Source organism: Aeromonas hydrophila subsp. hydrophila ATCC 7966, from assembly GCF_000014805.1.
Lineage (GTDB): Bacteria > Pseudomonadota > Gammaproteobacteria > Enterobacterales > Aeromonadaceae > Aeromonas > Aeromonas hydrophila.
Map to the genome: position 1 here is coordinate 3715948 of NC_008570.1, position 18284 is coordinate 3734231.

Sequence of the window (18284 nt, forward strand, 5' to 3'; positions counted from 1 at the left end):
CTTTCATTTTCGTTCAGGGAACTGCCATGAATCCAACCGAACAGACTCTGCTGGAACAAATGCGGATCACCGAGTTCGAAATCGCTCATCGCAAGGAGCTGTTGCTGCTGGATGAACGGGATTTCGCCCTGCTCGCCAGCTACCGTCCCAAAATCGAGCCCCACATCGACGCCCTGGTCGACAAGTTTTACACCCTGCAGACCGGGATCACCGAAATTGCCCTGCTGATCGGTGACGCCGACACCCTCACCCGGCTGCGGGCCGCCCAGCGTCGCTACATTCTCGACCTGTTCAGCGGCCTGTACGACCTGGAATACGTCAACAACCGGCTGCGGATCGGGCTGGTGCACAAACGGATCGGGGTGGAGCCCAAGCTCTATCTGGCTGCCATCAACACCCTCAAGGGGCTGCTCATCGAGGATATCTTCACCCAGATAGACCATGAGCCGGACCGCATCACCATGCTGACCGCCCTCGACAAGCTGTTCCTGTTCGACATCACCCTGGTGTTCGAGACCTATATTCGCAGCCTGGTGTCGGAGATAGAGTCCTCCAAGGAGAAATCGGAGATCTACGCCAAGTCGCTGGAGGAGAAGGTGCGCGAGCGCACCCAGCAGTTGGAGGAGATGAGCCGGATCGATGCCCTCACCGGCCTGCTCAGCGTACGCCACCTGCAGGAGAACCTGACCCGCACCCTGCGTACCTGCCAGCGCCGCTCAGAGCCGGTGGTCATCGCCTATCTCGACATCGATGACTTCAAGCAGATCAACGACAGCCAGGGCCATCAGCGCGGGGACGAGATCCTGCGCATCGTCGGCGACTGCATTCGCAAGGTCTCACGGGCGGAGGATTGCTGTTTCCGTTACGGCGGGGACGAGTTCTGCCTGATCCTGCCCAACTGCAACGAGGAGCAGGCCAGAGACGTCTACCTGCAGCGGCTGACCAACGCGCTGGCCGAGCAGATCAGTGACGTCACCCTCAGCATCGGTCTGGTACAGACCGGGCCGGTCCAGTTCGACGAGGGCAACAGCCTGATCCGGCTGGCCGACGAGCGCATGTATGCCGCCAAGAAGGCGATGAAGCTGGTCAACCAGAACAGTACCCACTGAGGTTCAATCCTGCCTGACCCGAATCCGTTCCGGGCGCGCAATGCGGGCGCCCCACTCATAGAGCAGGAAGGTAAACAGGCAGAGCACCGCCATCAGCACATAGAGCGCCTGACCGCCCCACACGGCAAGGATCCAGCCCCCCAGTAGAGCGCCGATGGCGCCACCCAGCCCGGCCAGCGCACCGGCACCGAAGTAGCTCCCCTTCAGGTGCGGGGGCGACATCTGATCGATCAGCACGTTGAGCAGTGGAAACAGTATGGTCTCCCCCACGCTCAGCATCAGTACCGCCCCGACCCAGTGCGACCACTGCTGCGGATCCCCCAGCGCAAACAGCACCTGAGCCCCCAAGAACAGGGTGATGCCGACCTGCAGGCGCACCTTGCCCGGCCAGCGGGCGAGCAGATGCAGCAGCGGAAATTGCAGCAAGACCACGGTCAGAGCGTTGGTGGCCACCAGAAGGGCGATGAGGCTCGCTACCTCTGGCGTCCCGGCCCGGGTCAGGTACTGCACCAGCGGTGAGTGGAACTGGGAATAGACCAGGTTCATCAGCAGGTTGGCCAGCACCAGCAGCAAGAAGCCCCGGTCCAGCCACAGCACCTTGATGGCCGCACGCAAGCCCAGCTCACTGCCGTGGGTCGCCACTACCCTGCTTTGCGCAAATCCCCAGAGGAAGGCTGATCCCAGCAGCAGATAGCTGCTACTCAGCAGCAGGAAGGTCTGCTGCTGGGCACTGATGCCGAGGGTCACCCCCAGCAGGGGGCCGAGAGCCGCCCCCAGGTTGAGCAGGAAGTAACGCAGGTGCAGCGCCAGCTCGCGGGCCTTGGCCGAGGCCAGGCTGTCGGCCATCAGCGCCTTGCCGGGCGCATCGATGAGCCCGGAGGAGAGGCCGCTGCCGAGTACCCCGAGTCCAAGCCAGAGCACCGAATGGGAGAAGCCGAGCAGGCCGTAGCAGAGCACCGAAACCAGACAACCCGCCAGCAGGATGTTGCGCCGCCCCAGCTTGTCGGACAGCCAGCCGCCATAGAAGCTGACCAGGGTAGAGATGGCGGCAGTCGCCCCCAGCATGGCGCCGATGGCGGTCGCCGAGAGGCCATACTCCCGATAGAGCAAGATGGAGAGAAACGGCCAAACCATGTAATAGCTGGTGCGCACCATGAAGGTGCCCAGGATCACGGTCCAGACCAGGGGAGGAAACTGCCTGAGGAGGGCCCACGACATCACACTGCTCCTTGTTGCCCGTCGCACGGGAAGCCTATCGTTATAACAAGAGGTCTCAAAGGAGACAACATCAAGCCACAAATATAAAAAAAGCCGACCCTGAGGTCGGCTTTTTCACGGCTCGGCGGCTTATTCGGCGGCCGGCTCTTCGACGGCGGCAACAGCCGGCTCGGCTGCGGCTTCGGTCGGGGCGTTCGCTTCCTTGATGGAGAGACGCACGCGGCCCTGACGGTCCACTTCCAGTACCTTCACCTTCACCACGTCACCGATCTTCAGATAGTCGGCCACGTTCTGCACGCGTGCATCGGTGATCTGGGAGATGTGCACCAGACCATCCTTGCCCGGCAGGATGTTGACGAAGGCACCGAAGTCAGCCAGACGTACAACCTTGCCTTCGTAGATGCGGTTCACTTCGATCTCGGCGGTGATGGCCTCGATACGGCGGATCGCTTCCTTGGCGGCATCACCGTCAACGGCGGCGATGCGGACGGTACCGTCATCATCCAGCTCGATGTTGGTGCCGGTCTCTTCGGTCAGGGCACGGATCACGGAGCCACCTTTACCGATGACGTCCTTGATCTTCTCCGGGTTGATCTTGATGGTGTGGATGCGCGGGGCGAAATCGGAGATCTCGGCACGCGGCGCCTGGATGGCTTCGTCCATCACTTTCAGGATGTGCAGGCGAGCACCACGAGCTTGCTTCAGGGCAATCTCCATGATCTCTTTGGTGATGCCTTCGATCTTGATGTCCATCTGCAGTGCGGTCACACCTTCGGTGGTACCGGCAACCTTGAAGTCCATGTCGCCCAGGTGATCTTCGTCACCCAGGATGTCGGACAGCACGACGAAACCTTCTTCTTCCTTCACCAGACCCATGGCGATACCGGCAACGGAGGCCTTGATCGGCACACCGGCGTCCATCAGCGCCAGGGAGGAACCACAGACGGAGGCCATGGAGGAGGAGCCGTTGGATTCGGTGATTTCAGAGACCACGCGTACCACGTACGGGAACTCGTCGGCGCTCGGCATCACGGCAGCAACGCCGCGCTTGGCCAGACGACCGTGACCGATCTCACGACGTTTCGGGCTACCCATCATGCCGGTCTCACCGACGCAGTATGGCGGGAAGTTGTAGTGCAGCATGAAGCGATCGGCACGGTTGCCGGTCAGCTCGTCGATGTTCTGGGCGTCACGCTCGGTACCCAGAGTGGCAACGACCATGGCCTGAGTCTCACCACGGGTGAACAGGGCGGAGCCGTGAGCACGCGGCAGTACGCCGGTGGCGACGGACAGCGCGCGGATCATCTCCGGATCGCGACCATCGATGCGCGGCTCACCACGTACGACGCGACCACGGACGATGCGGCTTTCCAGGCTGTGGAACTCTTCGCCGATCTTCTTGGCATCTTCTTCCACACCGGAAGCGATGACTTGCTCAACCACGCGAGCCTTGATGGCACCGATGGTTTCGTAACGCACGGCTTTCTCGGTGATGCGGTAGGCTTCACCCAGCTCGGCTGTCGCCAGCTCGGCAACCTTGGCTTTCAGCGCTTCGTTGACGGCAGGAGCAGTCCAGTTCCACGGCTTGGTGCCGACGTCGGCAGCGAATTCGTTGATGGCGTTGATAACGGCCTGCATCTGCTCGTGACCGAATACCACGGCACCCAGCATCACCTCTTCGGAGAGGATGGCCGCTTCGGATTCAACCATCAGCACGGCGTTGGCGGTACCGGCAACTACCAGATCCAGATCGCTCTGCGGCAGTTCGGTCGTGGTCGGGTTCAGCACGTACTGACCGTTCATGTAACCCACGCGGGCTGCACCGATCGGGCCGCCGAACGGGATACCGGAGATGGCCAGCGCCGCGGAGGCACCGATCATGGCAACGATGTCGGGAGAAACGGCCGGGTTCACGGACATGACGGTGGCAACCACCTGAACCTCATTGAGGAAGCCTTCCGGGAACAGCGGACGAATAGGACGGTCGATCAGACGGGAGATCAGGGTCTCGCCTTCGCTCGGACGGCCTTCACGACGGAAGAAACCACCCGGGATACGACCAGCAGCATAGGTACGCTCCTGGTAGTTGACGGTCAGCGGGAAGAAATCACGGCCGTGATCGGCCTCTTTCTTGCCAACTACGGTCACAAATACGCAGGTATCGTCCATGCTGACCATGACGGCCGCAGTGGCTTGACGGGCCATCACTCCGGTTTCCAGAGTGACGGTGTGTTGACCGTACTGGAATGACTTTACAATAGGATTCACGTGAATTTCCTTTTTACAATTTGGCGCTTTAAATTCGCGTGCAAGTATACTTGATTCGATGCAAAAGGTAAGCAGCGACACAAATTCTGTGAGGGCGGCAACAGCCTGACGCGCAATAAAAAAGGGGAACCCGGAGGTTCCCCTTTTTCGCGAAATCTGATGGTCGATTAACGACGCAGACCCAGCTTGGCGATCAGAGCAGCGTAACGCTGAACGTCTTTACGCTTCAGGTAGTCCAGCAGCTTACGACGCTGGGAAACCATGCGCAGCAGACCGCGACGACCGTGGTGATCCTTGGAGTGCTCCTTGAAGTGACCTTGCAGATGGTTGATCTGGGCAGTCAGCAGGGCAACTTGCACTTCGGGGGAGCCAGTGTCGTTGGCGCAACGAGCGTTGTCAGCAACGATTTGAGCTTTGATCTCAGCATTTAGAGACATGGTATTACTCCAGTAGAGTGTTTAAAGGTTCACAGCCAATCTCTAATTCAGCCGTGAAATGAGGGCGGTATCATAATCGTCCCCGTCACTTTTCGCAACGGGAAAGAGCCACAACGGCCAACACGCGTCGATACCGCCTGAGGATCACTCCTCGTCGTGTTCGTCGTGATAACGCACCAGACGCTTGGGCGCCACACGCCCCTCGTCGTCGATCTCGCCCACGCCGATGAACTCGCGCTCCGGACCGACCGTCATGCGCACCTGACCGCTCTGCGGCGCCCCGGCGACCTGCACGGCCTGGCCCTGGTTCACATAGGCGGCCACGGCGGCCAGCATGTTCACCTCGGGCAGGCTTGCCACGGCGGTGTCCATCGGCAGCAGCAGCGGATCCAGCTGCTCACGCGGCGGAATGCTTTCGGCCTTGGCCTGCTCGAAGATGCACTCGAGTTGTTCCAGAGTCAGCATCCGCTCATAGGGATAGCTGGCCACCTGGGTACGGCGCAACTGGGTGACGTGCGCGCCGCAGCCCAGCACCTCCCCCAGATCGTCCACCAGGGAGCGGATGTAGGTACCCTTGCTGCAGTGCACCTCCAGTTTGACCTCGTCCCCTTCAAAGCTGATGAGCTTGAGCTCGAACACCGTGATGGGGCGGGCTTCCCGCTCGATCTCGATGCCTTCACGGGCGTACTCGTAGAGTGGGCGACCGTTGTGCTTGAGGGCGGAGTACATGGACGGCACCTGCATGATGGGGCCGCGGAATTGGTCCAGCGACTCGATCAGGGTACCCACGGCCACGTTCACCGGCCGGGTGGAGACCACCTCGCCATCGGAGTCGCTGGTATTGGTACGCTCGCCCAGCTTGGCGGTCACCTCGTAGCGCTTGTCCGCTTCCAGCAGATACTGGGAGAACTTGGTGGCTTCGCCGAGGCAGATCGGCAGCATGCCGGTTGCCAGCGGGTCCAGGGCGCCGGTGTGGCCGGCCTTGGCGGCGTTGTAGATCCGCTTGACCTTCTGCAACACATCGTTGGAGGTCAGCCCGGTCGGCTTGTCCAGCAGCAGGATACCGTGCACGTCACGGCCCTTGAAACGACGTCTACGAGACATCTCAGGCGTTATCCTCAGTAGTTTCATCCGGCGCGGCATCGTCTTCTTCACGACCGGATTCGGCCATGCGACGCTTGTCTTCACGGATGGTGTTGGTCACCAGGTTGGAGAGACGCATCCCCTCGACCAGGGTCTGGTCGTAGAAGAAACGCAGCTCGGGCACCACACGCAGACGCATGGCGCTGCCCAGCAGGCTGCGGATGTAACCAGCGGCTTCCGTCAGCGCCTTGAGCCCTTCCTTGATGCGCTCGGCATCATTTTCCAGCTGCAAGAAGGTGACATACACCTTGGCGTAATTGAGGTCACGGGACACTTCCACATCGGAAACGGTCACCATGCCGATGCGCGGATCCTTGACCTCGCGCTGCAGAATGAGCGCGATTTCACGCTGGATCTGCTGTCCGACCCGACGGGTCCGGCTAAATTCTCTGGCCATATTCTATCCTGCGATAAAAGGGGGCCGCGGCCCCCTATTTAATCTGACTCCAGCCTTACAGAGTCCGTTGGATTTCAACGGTCTCGTAAACTTCGATCTGGTCGCCTTCGCGTACGTCGTTGTAGTTCTTGACCGCGATACCACACTCGTAACCGTTCTTGACTTCGTTGACGTCATCCTTGAAGCGACGCAGGGATTCCAGCTCGCCTTCATAGATAACCACGTTGTCGCGCAGAACGCGAATGCGGTTGGAACGCTTGACCACACCTTCGGTGACCATACAGCCGGCCACGGCACCAAACTTCGGTGACTTGAACACGCTGCGCACTTCGGCCAGACCGATGATTTCCTGACGGTACTCGGGGGCCAGCATGCCGCTCATGGCCTGCTTCACTTCGTCGATCAGGTCATAGATGACGGAGTAGTAACGCAGATCCAGGCTCTCGGCCTCGATGACCTTGCGTGCAGAGGCATCGGCACGGACGTTGAAGCCCACCAGGATGGCGCTGGACGCGGCAGCCAGGGTAGCGTCGGTTTCGGTGATACCACCCACGCCGGAACCCACGATCTTCACCTTCACTTCGTCGGTGGAGAGCTTGACCAGGGCATCGCAGATCGCTTCCACGGAACCCTGTACGTCGGCCTTGATCACCACGTTCACTTCGGACACTTCGCCCTCGGTCATGTTGGCGAACATGTTTTCCAGCTTGGCCTTCTGCTGGCGAGCCAGCTTGACTTCGCGGAACTTGCCTTGACGGTAGAGCGCCACTTCACGGGCTTTCTTCTCGTCACGCACGACAGTGGCTTCGTCACCGGCAGAGGGAACGCCGGACAGGCCGAGGATTTCCACCGGCAGGGACGGACCTGCTTCCTTGATCTCGCGACCCAGCTCGTCACGCATGGCACGGACACGACCATATTCCAGGCCGCACAGCACGATGTCGCCCTGACGCAGGGTACCTTCTTGTACCAGCACGGTAGCAACCGGGCCACGACCCTTGTCCAGGAAGGACTCGATCACGACGCCGTTGGCCATGCCGTCAACCACGGCTTTCAGCTCCAGTACTTCGGACTGGATCAGGATGGCTTCCAGCAGGTCATCAATGCCCTGGCCGGATTTGGCGGAGACATGGACGAACTGGCAATCGCCACCCCAGTCTTCGGACATGACGTTGTAACGGGCCAGCTCGGTCTTGACGCGATCCGGATCCGCTTCCGGCTTGTCGATCTTGTTGACCGCCACTACCAAGGGCACTTCAGCGGCCTTGGCGTGCTGAATGGCTTCGATGGTTTGCGGCATCACGCCATCATCGGCAGCAACGACCAGCACCACAATATCAGTCGCCTTGGCACCACGAGCACGCATGGAGGTAAACGCCGCGTGACCCGGGGTATCCAGGAAGGTGATCATGCCACTGTCGGTTTCGACGTGGTAAGCACCGATATGCTGGGTAATACCACCGGCTTCACCCGCAGCAACCTTGGCCTTGCGGATGTAGTCCAGCAGAGAGGTCTTGCCGTGGTCGACGTGACCCATGATGGTCACGACCGGCGCGCGCGGCTTGGCTTCGGAGGTCTCGTCACGATCGGACAGTACCGCCTCTTCCAGCTCGTTCTCGCGGCGCAGCACCACCTTGTGACCCATCTCCTCGGCGACCAGCTGAGCGGTCTCCTGGTCGATCACCTGGTTGATGGTGGCCATGGCACCCATCTTCATCATCACCTTGATGACTTCAACGCCCTTGACGGCCATCTTGTTGGCGAGCTCTGCCACAGTGATGGTTTCGCCAATCACCACGTCGCGGTTCACCGCGGCCGCCGGCTTGTTGAAGCCGTGCTTCATGGCGTTCGGAGTGGCGACCTTGCCACGCTTGCCCTTGCGAGCACGCGGGTTGCGCGCATCGCGATCGTCTTCACGACGACCGGCCTTTTTCGGGCCCTTGGCAGCAGCGGCAGTGCGGCGGCTGGTTTCTTCCTTACGATCCAACTCATCTTCAGCCGCCTGAGCGTGCTTGTTGGTGGTCAGATGGTAATCGCTGCTCTCTTTGGCGCGAGCGGCTTCTTCTTCAGCCCAGCGGGCTGCGTTCTGTTCCGCCATGACACGAGCCTCTTCGGCTTTCTTCGCGGCGAGTTCCTCAGCCTTGGTCAAGGCTGCTTGTTCTTGTTGGCGCTTCAGTTCTTCTGCTTCGCGCTTGGCCATCTTTTCTGCCTCTTGCTGAGCTGTGCTACCGGCTGCTTTGGCGGGCTGTTGAGCCTGTCGAGCCTTTTGTTGTGCCTCGATCCGCGCCTTTTCCTCAGCTTCACGACGAGCCTGCTCAGCCTCACGGCGAGCCTTCTCTTCAGCGTCGAGACGGGCCTTCTCTTCGGCCTCGCGACGAGCTTTTTCTTCTGCTTCCAAACGCGCTGTTTCCTCGGCTTCCGCCTGGCGCTGTTCATCTTCCAGCGCCGAACGTCTTACATAGGTGCGAGACTTGCGCACTTCTACCTGCACTTCCTTGTTCTTGCCGCCAGTCCCCTGAACACTGATGGTGCTCTTGGTCTTGCGCTGCAAGGTCATGCGGGCAGGTGCGGCGACCTCGTCACCTCCATGCTGTTTCTTCAGATGGGCCAGCAGTGTCTGTTTCTCAGACTCGCTGACCATGTCGTCGGCCTTGCTCTTGCTGATACCGGCATCGACAAACTGCTGGAGAAGACGATCAACCGGTGTGTCGATGTCAGTGGCAAGTTGTTTGACTGATACTTCTGCCATTCATTTTCCTCCGTTTGATCTTACTCAGACTGCTCTTCTCCGAACCAACAGATATTACGAGCAGCCATAATCAGCTCACCGGCTTTCTCTGCCGTCAGCCCTTCAATATCAGCAAGGTCATCGATGCCTTGCTCTGCCAAATCTTCCAGGGTACCGATGCCGCGAGCGGCCAGTGCGTACGCCATTTCACGGCCAAGGCCGTTCAGATTGAGCAGTTCTTCGGAAGGCTCTACACCTTCAAAGGATTCTTCTTTGGCCAAAGCCTTGGTGGTCAGAGCATCTTTGGCGCGTTTGCGCAGCTCTTCCACCATGTCTTCGTCCAGGCCATCGATGGCCAGCAGCTCGTTGACCGGCACGAAGGCGATCTCTTCCAGAGTGGAGAAACCCTCTTCCATCAACAGGCTGGCGAAATCGTCATCGATGTCCAGAGTGCTGGTGAACAGCGTCAGGATGCGGTCGTTCTCGGCCTGGTGCTTGGCACGCATGTCCTCGACGGTCATCACGTTCAGCTCCCAACCGGTCAGCTGGGAAGCCAGACGCACGTTCTGACCGTTGCGACCGATGGCCTGGGCCAGGTTGGCGGCTTCCACGGCGATGTCCATGGTGTGGTTGTCTTCATCAACGATGATGGAGGCCACATCGGCAGGCGCCATGGCATTGATCACGTACTGGGCCGGGTTGTCATCGTACAGCACGATGTCGGCGCGCTCGCCGCTCAGCTCGGCGGAGACCGCCTGAACGCGGGCACCGCGCATGCCGATACAGGCACCGATCGGGTCGATACGACGATCGTTGGTCTTCACCGCGATCTTGGCGCGGGAACCCGGATCACGGGCTGCGCCCATGATTTCGATCATCTCTTCACCGATTTCCGGTACTTCGATGCGGAACAGCTCTTTCAGGAAGTCCGGGCTGGAACGGCTGACGAACAGCTGGGAACCACGGGCTTCCGGACGCACGGCGTAGAGCAGACCACGGATGCGGTCGCCCGGACGGAAGGTCTCGCGCGGCAGCATGTCGTCGCGGAAGATCACGGCTTCGGCGTTGCTGCCCAGATCCAGAATCACGTTGTCGCGGTTGCTCTTCTTGACCACGCCGCTGATGATGGTGCCTTCCTTGTCCTTGAACTGGTCAACGACCTGGGAGCGCTCGGCTTCGCGCACTTTCTGCACGATGACCTGCTTGGCAGTCTGGGTGGTGATGCGGTCGAAGGTGACAGAGTCGATCTGATCTTCAACGTATTCACCGATCTGGATCTCTGGCTGCTCGATCTGGGCAGCTTCCAGGGTAATCTCGGCGTAGGGGTTTTCCATCGCAGCTTGATCTGCAATGACCACCCAGCGGCGATAAGTGTCGTAGTCACCGGTCTTGCGATCGATCTCGACCCGAACTTCAATCTCGCCTTCGTATTTTTTCTTGGTCGCCGTCGCCAACGCGGTTTCCAGAGCCTGGAAAATCTTCTCGCGGGGTACCGCCTTCTCGTTGGAAACTGCGTCAACGACCAGCAAAATCTCTTTATTCATATCCGATAGCCTCGTTAACCAAAGTTCGGCACTATGTTCGCTTTTTGGATATTGGTGAAAGCCAACACTTCGTCCTTACCATCTACCGTCAGGGTGATCATGTCGCCCTGCACAGCTTTGATTACGCCTTTGAACTTGCGGCGGTTGTTTGTTGCCATCCGAAGCGTTACCGCCGCCTCTTGGCCAACGTATTTTTCGAACTGGGCAACCTTGAACAGGGGACGATCCAGACCCGGGGAAGACACCTCGAGGTAATACTCCTCTGTGATGGGATCTTCGACATCCATGATGGCGCCAACCTGATGGCTGACCTCAGCACAGTTCTCGACGCTCACGCCATGCTCGCCGTCGATATAGACGCGCAAGGTGGAGTGTTTACCCGCACGGATAAACTCAATACCCCACAGTTCAAAGCCCAAGGCAACGACAGGAGCCTCGAGCAGATCGGTCAAACGTTGTTCCAACGTAGCCAAAGTCACCCTCCGAAAAAACAAAAAAAGGGCATAAAGCCCAGATAGAAATTGGTTCAGAGTAAATTGCACATAACAAAAAGCCCCGATGTCAAATCGGGGCTTGGCGCTTTACCCTGATTGTCGCCTCGCAGCGACCGCCTTCCTGAGCGTAGGAAATGCGTGAAATTTGGTTGCGGGGGCCGGATTTGAACCGACGACCTTCGGGTTATGAGCCCGACGAGCTACCATGCTGCTCCACCCCGCGTCCGAAATCGTGCGAGATTATAGCCACTTCACCCTCGTCACACAAGACTGACTGGCTATAATACACCCGGTTACCCGGGCTCACTGCTTAATTGGTGCCGTGGGCGGGACTCGAACCCGCACACCCTAGAGCACTACCCCCTCAAGATAGCGTGTCTACCAATTCCACCACCACGGCAAAACTCTTACTCGGGAACGTCAGTGTCTTTCTTGACTGGCGCTTTGCTCTGCTCAACCTGTTGGGTTTGTTGCAGATTTTCCCATTCACTACCCTGTTTGACCTTGTTGCTCGACATAGAGCCGAGCACCAAGCTAATCAAGAAAAACAGAGTAGCCAAAATCGCTGTTGTGCGGGTCAGGAAGCTGCCTGAACCACCGGAGCCGAATACGGTATTCGATGCCCCTGCGCCGAAGGAGGCGCCCATGTCAGCCCCTTTACCTTGCTGAATCATCACCAGACCAATCAGAGCCAGTGAAACCAGCAGATAAACGACCAAAAGAATCTCGTACATTTAACTTGCACCCTTTGCCGCTTCAACAATTCCTAAAAACGTCTGGTCATCGAGACTTGCTCCACCAATTAGGCCGCCGTCAACGTCGGGCTGGGCAAACAACTCTCTCGCATTGGCCGGCGTCACGCTCCCACCATAGATGATTCTAACTTTCTCACCTATGACCGGAGTATCCTCCGCCAAGCGACCACGTATAAAGGAATGAACCTCTTGTGCCTGCTCGGGTGTGGCGCATTTACCTGTACCTACAGCCCAAATCGGCTCGTAGGCGATGATAGCATTATCGAAAGCCATCGCGCCATTTTTCTCTATGACGATGTCCAGCTCTTCGGCGATCACCTCGAAGGTTCTTCTCGCCTGCCTCGCCGCCCCTGATTCACCCAAACAGAGGATGGGAATCAGACCTGCCGCTCTGGCTGCCGCAAACTTCTCTGCGACGATAAAACTGGTCTCACCAAAGAGACGCCTGCGCTCGGAGTGCCCTACCAGTACGTATCGACACCCTGCCTCGACCAGCATCTGACACGAGATTTCCCCCGTGTAAGCGCCCTGTCTGTGCTGGCTCACATTCTGAGCCCCCAACTTCATTGTTCGCTGCTCACCGAGCAATGCGGCCGTAAAGTCGAGATGCACATGGGATGGACACAAGACCACGTCTACTCGTTCATCAACGCCCTTCAGACATTGACCAGTAAACTGCTCTAACTGCGACCTACTACCGTGTAACTTCCAGTTGGCTGCTACAAACGGCTTGCGATGTCCCATCGGCAACTCCCTTGCGAAAGCGGGGCTGATAATATCCAGAGGATTGTCAGCTGACAAGCGCTATTTTCAAATTTTCGAATCGTTTGAACAAGATACAACCAGGGCGGCTTAAAAGCCGCCCTTTTTGTTCATTAAAACGCCGATTCAACCTGTTGTGCGATGCGTTGGGCCATGTCACGCACCTGCTGTTCATGTTCCCCTTCCACCATCACGCGGATCAGAGGTTCAGTGCCGGATTTGCGCAGCAGCACACGACCACGACCGGCCAGCTCCTGTTCCACCTTGGCCACTTCCTGCTGCACGGCGTCGGCCGCCAGCGGATCCCTGCCTTCGGCAAAGCGCACATTGACCAGCACCTGCGGGAACTTGTTCATGCCGGAGCGCAGCTTGGCCAGCGGCATCTCGGCAGTGCAGATGGCAGTCAGTACCTGCAGGGCGGCGACGATGCCATCCCCGGTAGTGGTCTGATCCAGGCAGATGATGTGACCGGAGTTCTCGCCGCCGATGCGCCAGCCCTTCTCGTTCATCATCTCCAGCACGTAGCGGTCACCCACCTTGGCGCGGGCGAACGGGATGCCGAGAGTCTGCAGCGCCAGCTCCAGACCCATGTTGGCCATCAGGGTGCCCACCACGCCGCCCTTGAGGCGACCGTTGCGCAATGCATCGCGGGCAATGATGTAGAGGATTTCGTCGCCGTCGATGATATAGCCGGTGTTGTCCACCATCACCAGACGGTCGCCATCACCATCGAAGGCCACCCCCAGATCTGCCTTGCACTCCAGCACCTTGGCCGCCAGGGCTTCGGGGGCGGTCGAACCGACACCGTCGTTGATGTTGAGACCATCCGGGCTGCAGCCGATGGCGATCACTTCTGCTCCCAGCTCGCGGAACACGGAAGGCGCAATGTGGTAGGTCGCACCATGACCGCAGTCCACCACCATCTTCAACCCTTCCAGGCTCAGATTGGAGGGGAAAGTGCTCTTGCAGAATTCGATGTAACGACCAGCGGCATCGTCGATGCGCAGTGCCTTGCCCAGCTCGGCGGACTCCACGCACTTGAGTTCGTGGTCCAGCTCGGCTTCGATGGCCATCTCGACTTCGTCAGGCAGCTTGGTACCGTCGGCGGAGAAGAACTTGATGCCGTTGTCGTAATAGGGGTTGTGGGAAGCGCTGATGACGATGCCGGCTTCGGCCCGGAAGGTGCGGGTCAGGTAGGCGACGGCCGGGGTGGGCATGGGGCCCATCAGAATGGCCTTGAGACCCGCGGCGGACAGGCCCGCCTCCAGTGCGGACTCCAGCATGTAGCCGGAGATGCGGGTATCCTTGCCGATCAGCACCTTGCGAGTACCCTTCTTGGAGAGCACCTTGCCCGCGGCCCAGCCCAATTTCATCACGAAATCCGGGGTGATCGGGTATTCACCCACCTTGCCGCGTACACCGTCGGTGCCAAAATACTTTCTTGCCATTGTCTGTTCTCGTTTTTTTATTTGGATATGAAATCTTGTCCCGTCATGACCATCCAGCCGGTACGCAAGGCATCCATGGTCGCTCGCACATCATGCACCCGAATGATCCGGGCACCGCGCTGCATCCCGATGAGCGCACAGGCCAGACTGCCGGCCAGCCGTTCATCAACCGGGCAGCCAAGCAGGTTGCCTATCATAGACTTTCGCGACATACCGACCAAGAGCGGAAGCTGGTAATCGAGCAACTTCTCCTGCTGGGCAAGCAGCTGATAGTTGTGTGCGAGCGTCTTGCCGAAACCGTAACCGGGGTCCAGCAACAACTGCTCCCTCTCTATTCCCGCTGTCAGGCAGGCGGCGATCCGCTCGTCGAAGAAAGCCCTCACCTCCCCCAGCAGATCGTCATAATGCGGCTCTGCCTGCATGGTTCTGGGCTGCCCCTGCATGTGCATCAGGCACACCGGAACGTTGGCAACGGCGGCCGCGGCCAGGGCCCCCGGCTCGAGCAGGGCTCGTACGTCGTTGATAAGATGGGCACCCGCCGCGCAGCCTTCCCGCATTACCGCCGCCTTGGAGGTATCCAGGGAGATCATCACCTCCAGCTCGGCGACCATGCGCTCCACCACGGGAATCACTCTGTCCAGCTCCTCCTGCTCGCTCACATCGGGAGCTCCGGGACGGGTCGACTCGCCACCGATGTCGATGAGGGTCGCCCCCTCCGCCACCATCTGGCGCGCATGGGTCATCGCCCGCTCCAGCTGATTGAAATGACCGCCGTCGGAGAAGGAGTCCGGTGTCACATTGAGGATCCCCATGACGTGGGGACGTTCGAGGGAGAGGCTGAGCCCCTTGCTGGTTAGCTGCATCGTTACTTCCGTTGACATAAAGAAAAACCCCGGGGCCAGCCCGGGGTTTGTATCATCACGATTTATTTGGCCGGCAGATCGTTGGCCTTGTCGATATCGACATCAGCCACCTGCTCGGTCTCGGCTACCGCCGGCTTGGCCTCTGCTGCAACCGTGGCACCGCCTTGCGGGGTATCACCGTGCTCATCATGCCAGTTGCTGGGGGCACGCACTTCGCGGCGAGCCATCAGATCGTCGATCTGCTTGGCATCGATGGTCTCGTACTTCATCAGCGCATCTTTCATGCTGTGCAGCACGTCCATGTTGTCCAGCAGGATCTGCTTGGAGCGGGCATAGTTGCGATCGATGACCTGCTTGACCTCGGCATCGATGACGCGCGCAGTATCGTCGGACATGTGCTTGGCCTTGGCCATGCTGCGACCGAGGAACACTTCGCCATCTTCTTCCGCGTAGAGCATGGGGCCGAGACGCTCGGACATGCCCCACTGGGTCACCATCTTGCGGGCGATGTCGGTGGCGCGCTCGATGTCGTTGGACGCACCGGTCGATACCTTCTCAGCACCGTAGATCAGCTCTTCCGCCAGACGACCGCCGTACAGGCTGGAGATCATGGACTCCAGATGCTGCTTGGAGTGGCTCCAGCGATCCTGCTCCGGCAGGTACATGGTCACACCCAGCGCACGACCGCGCGGAATGATGGAGACCTTGTAGACGGGGTCATGATCCGGCACCAGACGACCAATGATGGCGTGACCGGCTTCATGATAGGCCGTCATCTCCTTCTCGGACTCTTTCATCACCATGGAGCGACGTTCCGCACCCATCATGATCTTGTCCTTAGCCTTTTCAAACTCGGCCATGGAGACCACGCGACGGCTCTCGCGGGCCGAGAACAGGGCGGCTTCGTTGACCAGGTTAGCCAGGTCAGCACCAGAGAAACCGGGGGTACCGCGGGCAATCAACGCCGGATTGACATCATCCGCCAACGGCACCTTGCGCATATGCACTTTCAGGATCTGTTCGCGACCACGGACATCCGGCAGACCGACCACGACCTGGCGGTCGAAACGACCCGGACGCAGCAAGGCCGGGTCCAGTACGTCAGGACGGTTGGTGGCGGCGATGACGATGATGCCTTCATTGCCTTCAAAGCCATCCATTTCGACCAGCATCTGGTTCAGGGTCTGCTCACGCTCGTCATGACCACCGCCCAGACCGGCGCCACGCTGGCGACCGACCGCATCGATCTCGTCGATGAAGATAATGCAGGGAGAAGACTTTTTGGCCTGCTCGAACATGTCGCGTACCCGGGAGGCACCGACACCCACGAACATTTCGACGAAATCTGAACCCGAAATGGTAAAAAAGGGCACCTTGGCCTCACCTGCAATGGCCTTGGCCAGCAGGGTCTTACCGGTACCGGGAGGACCAACCAGCAGCACGCCGGTAGGGATCTTGCCGCCCAGTTTCTGGAACTTGCTCGGATCGCGCAGATAGTCGACTAGCTCCTTCACCTCTTCCTTGGCCTCGTCACAGCCAGCCACGTCGGCAAAGGTGGTCTTGATCTGATCTTCACTCATCAGGCGAGCCTTGCTCTTGCCGAACGACATGGCCCCCTTGCCACCACCGCCCTGCATTTGACGCATGAAGAAGACCCAGACACCGATCAGCAACAGCATCGGGAACCAGGAGATGAAGATGGACGTCAGCAGAGACGGCTCTTCCGGCTTCTCGCCCATCACTTTGACATTGTGATTGAGCATGTCGTTGAGCAGCTGGGGATCCGGCGCCGGGATGATGGTGGTGAAGCGTTCACCGGTGCGCTTGACGCCATTAATGACCTTGCCATCCATCCGCACTTCACGGATCTGCTCTTGGGTCACTTCTTTAACGAAGCTGGAATAGTCCAGCTGGCGACTGGTGGTATCGCTGGGGCTGAAGCTATTGAACACCGACATCAACACGACGGCGATGACCAGCCACAGGATTAGGTTTTTCGCCATGTCACTCAAATCAGTAACCTCGCAGACTGACAGTTAACGATGAAGGTTAGGGTACTACAGTTTAAAACCGGTAGCCACAATGTAGACTTCTCGTGAACGGGCACGAGACGAGTCTGGTTTACGAATCTTGACAGCAGTGAAAAGTTTACGGATTTCATTGAGATAGATATCAAACCCCTCCCCCTGGAACACCTTGACCACGAAGCTGCCGTTGGCCCGCAGGACCTGGTTGCACATGTCCAGTGCCAGTTCGACCAGATACATGGAACGGGCCTGATCCACCTGCTGGGTACCGCTCATGTTGGGCGCCATGTCGGACATGACGACGTCAACCTTGTCCGGACCTACCCGTTCAAGCAGGGCGCCCAGTACAGTTTCCTCCCGAAAGTCGCCCTGAAGGAAATCGACACCGGCGATGGAATCCATCGGCAGAATATCGCAGGCGATCACCCGGCCCTTGTCACCGACCTGGTCGATGGCAAACTGGGACCAGCCACCGGGGGCCGCCCCCAGATCCACCACCGTCATGCCCGGCTTGAGCAGTTTGTCCTTGCCCTGGATCTCGTCGATCTTGAACACGGCACGGGATCTCAGTCCCAACTTCTGGGCTTTTTTGACGTATTGATCGTCAAAATGCTCTTTTAACCAGCGGGTTGAACTGGGGGAATGTTTTTTCTGGGTCATGATCGTCGACTTTAAAAAACCACAAGGGTTATTAGTATTAAGGGCTAAGTGGGGGTAGAATACGCCCCTTTCAACCCTGACTTATGAAGAAATTGCCATGATTCTCAACAATAAACAGAAACAGTACCTCAAGGGCCTTGCCCACAGTCTGAAGCCGGTCGTCCTGCTGGGACAACACGGTCTGACCGAAGGTGTGCTGGCCGAGATCGATCTGGCGCTCAACCACCACGAGCTGATCAAGGTTAAGGTTGCGTCTGAAGATCGTGAGATGAAACAGCTGGTTATGGATGCCATCGTCCGTGAAACCGGCGCGGTGAAAGTACAGAGCATCGGCCACGTGCTGACCATCTATCGTCAAGCCAACGAGCCGAAAATCCAACTGCCCCGCAAGTAACAGGAAAGAGCATCGCTCTTTCCTTCATTTCCCCTCT

At 58.8% G+C, this 18284-nt stretch carries 16 protein-coding genes and 2 tRNA genes; 2 read left to right on the forward strand and 16 right to left on the reverse strand.

The annotated features are described in order from the left end of the window. The first annotated feature begins 26 nt into the window (after positions 1 to 26). Complete coding sequence (locus tag AHA_RS16675) at positions 27 to 1109, forward strand: protoglobin domain-containing protein (protein ID WP_011707069.1); 1083 nt, start codon at positions 27 to 29, stop codon at positions 1107 to 1109. 3 nt (positions 1110 to 1112) lie between these two features. On the opposite strand, the gene AHA_RS16680 is transcribed toward AHA_RS16675, so the two are convergent. The 16 genes from AHA_RS16680 to rlmE form a co-directional block, all read right to left on the reverse strand. Further along, the gene (locus AHA_RS16680; RefSeq protein WP_330932970.1) at positions 1113 to 2354 is read right to left on the reverse strand and encodes an MFS transporter; all 1242 of its coding nucleotides are present in this window, start codon (positions 2352 to 2354) and stop codon (positions 1113 to 1115) included. Between the two features lie 102 nt (positions 2355 to 2456). Next, positions 2457 to 4595: a polyribonucleotide nucleotidyltransferase gene (gene pnp, locus AHA_RS16685; protein ID WP_011707071.1), complete on the reverse strand. Its 2139-nt coding sequence runs from the start codon at positions 4593 to 4595 to the stop codon at positions 2457 to 2459. A 167-nt stretch (positions 4596 to 4762) separates the two neighbouring features. Continuing rightward, complete coding sequence (rpsO, locus tag AHA_RS16690) at positions 4763 to 5032, reverse strand: 30S ribosomal protein S15 (protein ID WP_005298162.1); 270 nt, start codon at positions 5030 to 5032, stop codon at positions 4763 to 4765. A 144-nt stretch (positions 5033 to 5176) separates the two neighbouring features. After that, positions 5177 to 6136, reverse strand: a complete 960-nt coding sequence (truB, locus tag AHA_RS16695) for a tRNA pseudouridine(55) synthase TruB (RefSeq protein ID WP_016351717.1) — start codon at positions 6134 to 6136, stop codon at positions 5177 to 5179. 1 nt (position 6137) lies between these two features. Continuing rightward, positions 6138 to 6572, reverse strand: coding sequence for a 30S ribosome-binding factor RbfA (gene rbfA / locus AHA_RS16700; RefSeq protein ID WP_011707073.1), 435 nt, complete (start codon positions 6570 to 6572; stop codon positions 6138 to 6140). A gap of 55 nt (positions 6573 to 6627) precedes the next feature. Continuing rightward, entirely contained in the window at positions 6628 to 9321 is a 2694-nt protein-coding gene (infB, locus tag AHA_RS16705) for a translation initiation factor IF-2 (RefSeq protein WP_011707074.1), read from the reverse strand. 20 nt (positions 9322 to 9341) lie between these two features. Then, positions 9342 to 10844, reverse strand: coding sequence for a transcription termination factor NusA (gene nusA, locus AHA_RS16710; protein WP_011707075.1), 1503 nt, complete (start codon positions 10842 to 10844; stop codon positions 9342 to 9344). Between the two features lie 14 nt (positions 10845 to 10858). Then, complete coding sequence (rimP, locus tag AHA_RS16715; protein WP_016351719.1) at positions 10859 to 11317, reverse strand: ribosome maturation factor RimP; 459 nt, start codon at positions 11315 to 11317, stop codon at positions 10859 to 10861. A 167-nt stretch (positions 11318 to 11484) separates the two neighbouring features. Then, positions 11485 to 11561 (reverse strand) — tRNA-Met (locus tag AHA_RS16720). Positions 11562 to 11653: 92 nt separating this feature from the next. After that, positions 11654 to 11738: transfer RNA gene (locus tag AHA_RS16725), tRNA-Leu, on the reverse strand. 7 nt (positions 11739 to 11745) lie between these two features. Continuing rightward, the gene (secG, locus tag AHA_RS16730) at positions 11746 to 12072 is read right to left on the reverse strand and encodes a preprotein translocase subunit SecG (RefSeq protein WP_010633113.1); all 327 of its coding nucleotides are present in this window, start codon (positions 12070 to 12072) and stop codon (positions 11746 to 11748) included. After that, positions 12073 to 12837 carry a triose-phosphate isomerase gene (gene tpiA, locus AHA_RS16735; RefSeq protein ID WP_011707077.1) on the reverse strand — a complete coding sequence of 255 codons (765 nt, stop codon included), beginning with the start codon at positions 12835 to 12837 and terminating at the stop codon, positions 12073 to 12075. Between the two features lie 131 nt (positions 12838 to 12968). Continuing rightward, positions 12969 to 14303, reverse strand: a complete 1335-nt coding sequence (glmM, locus tag AHA_RS16740; RefSeq protein ID WP_011707078.1) for a phosphoglucosamine mutase — start codon at positions 14301 to 14303, stop codon at positions 12969 to 12971. A 17-nt stretch (positions 14304 to 14320) separates the two neighbouring features. Further along, positions 14321 to 15166, reverse strand: a complete 846-nt coding sequence (folP, locus tag AHA_RS16745; protein WP_011707079.1) for a dihydropteroate synthase — start codon at positions 15164 to 15166, stop codon at positions 14321 to 14323. 62 nt (positions 15167 to 15228) lie between these two features. Continuing rightward, positions 15229 to 17178: an ATP-dependent zinc metalloprotease FtsH gene (gene ftsH, locus AHA_RS16750; protein WP_011707080.1), complete on the reverse strand. Its 1950-nt coding sequence runs from the start codon at positions 17176 to 17178 to the stop codon at positions 15229 to 15231. A gap of 45 nt (positions 17179 to 17223) precedes the next feature. Continuing rightward, on the reverse strand, positions 17224 to 17853 hold the full coding sequence (gene rlmE / locus AHA_RS16755; RefSeq protein ID WP_011707081.1) for a 23S rRNA (uridine(2552)-2'-O)-methyltransferase RlmE: 630 nt from the start codon (positions 17851 to 17853) through the stop codon (positions 17224 to 17226). Between the two features lie 97 nt (positions 17854 to 17950). Between rlmE and yhbY the strand changes: the two genes are divergently transcribed. Beyond that, the gene (gene yhbY, locus AHA_RS16760; RefSeq protein ID WP_005298134.1) at positions 17951 to 18247 is read left to right on the forward strand and encodes a ribosome assembly RNA-binding protein YhbY; all 297 of its coding nucleotides are present in this window, start codon (positions 17951 to 17953) and stop codon (positions 18245 to 18247) included. Positions 18248 to 18284 lie beyond the last annotated feature (37 nt).

Excerpts from the sequence above, each read along its gene's own strand:
- AHA_RS16675 (WP_011707069.1), top strand. The coding sequence starts at position 27 with ATGAATCCAACCGAACAGACTCTGCTGGAACAAATGCGGATCACCGAG.
- rpsO (WP_005298162.1), bottom strand. The coding sequence starts at position 5,032 with ATGTCTCTAAATGCTGAGATCAAAGCTCAAATCGTTGCTGACAACGCT.
- truB (WP_016351717.1), bottom strand. The coding sequence starts at position 6,136 with ATGTCTCGTAGACGTCGTTTCAAGGGCCGTGACGTGCACGGTATCCTG.
- rbfA (WP_011707073.1), bottom strand. The coding sequence starts at position 6,572 with ATGGCCAGAGAATTTAGCCGGACCCGTCGGGTCGGACAGCAGATCCAG.
- infB (WP_011707074.1), bottom strand. The coding sequence starts at position 9,321 with ATGGCAGAAGTATCAGTCAAACAACTTGCCACTGACATCGACACACCG.
- nusA (WP_011707075.1), bottom strand. The coding sequence starts at position 10,844 with ATGAATAAAGAGATTTTGCTGGTCGTTGACGCAGTTTCCAACGAGAAG.
- secG (WP_010633113.1), bottom strand. The coding sequence starts at position 12,072 with ATGTACGAGATTCTTTTGGTCGTTTATCTGCTGGTTTCACTGGCTCTG.
- tpiA (WP_011707077.1), bottom strand. The coding sequence starts at position 12,837 with ATGGGACATCGCAAGCCGTTTGTAGCAGCCAACTGGAAGTTACACGGT.
- glmM (WP_011707078.1), bottom strand. The coding sequence starts at position 14,303 with ATGGCAAGAAAGTATTTTGGCACCGACGGTGTACGCGGCAAGGTGGGT.
- folP (WP_011707079.1), bottom strand. The coding sequence starts at position 15,166 with ATGCAGCTAACCAGCAAGGGGCTCAGCCTCTCCCTCGAACGTCCCCAC.
- rlmE (WP_011707081.1), bottom strand. The coding sequence starts at position 17,853 with ATGACCCAGAAAAAACATTCCCCCAGTTCAACCCGCTGGTTAAAAGAG.
- yhbY (WP_005298134.1), top strand. The coding sequence starts at position 17,951 with ATGATTCTCAACAATAAACAGAAACAGTACCTCAAGGGCCTTGCCCAC.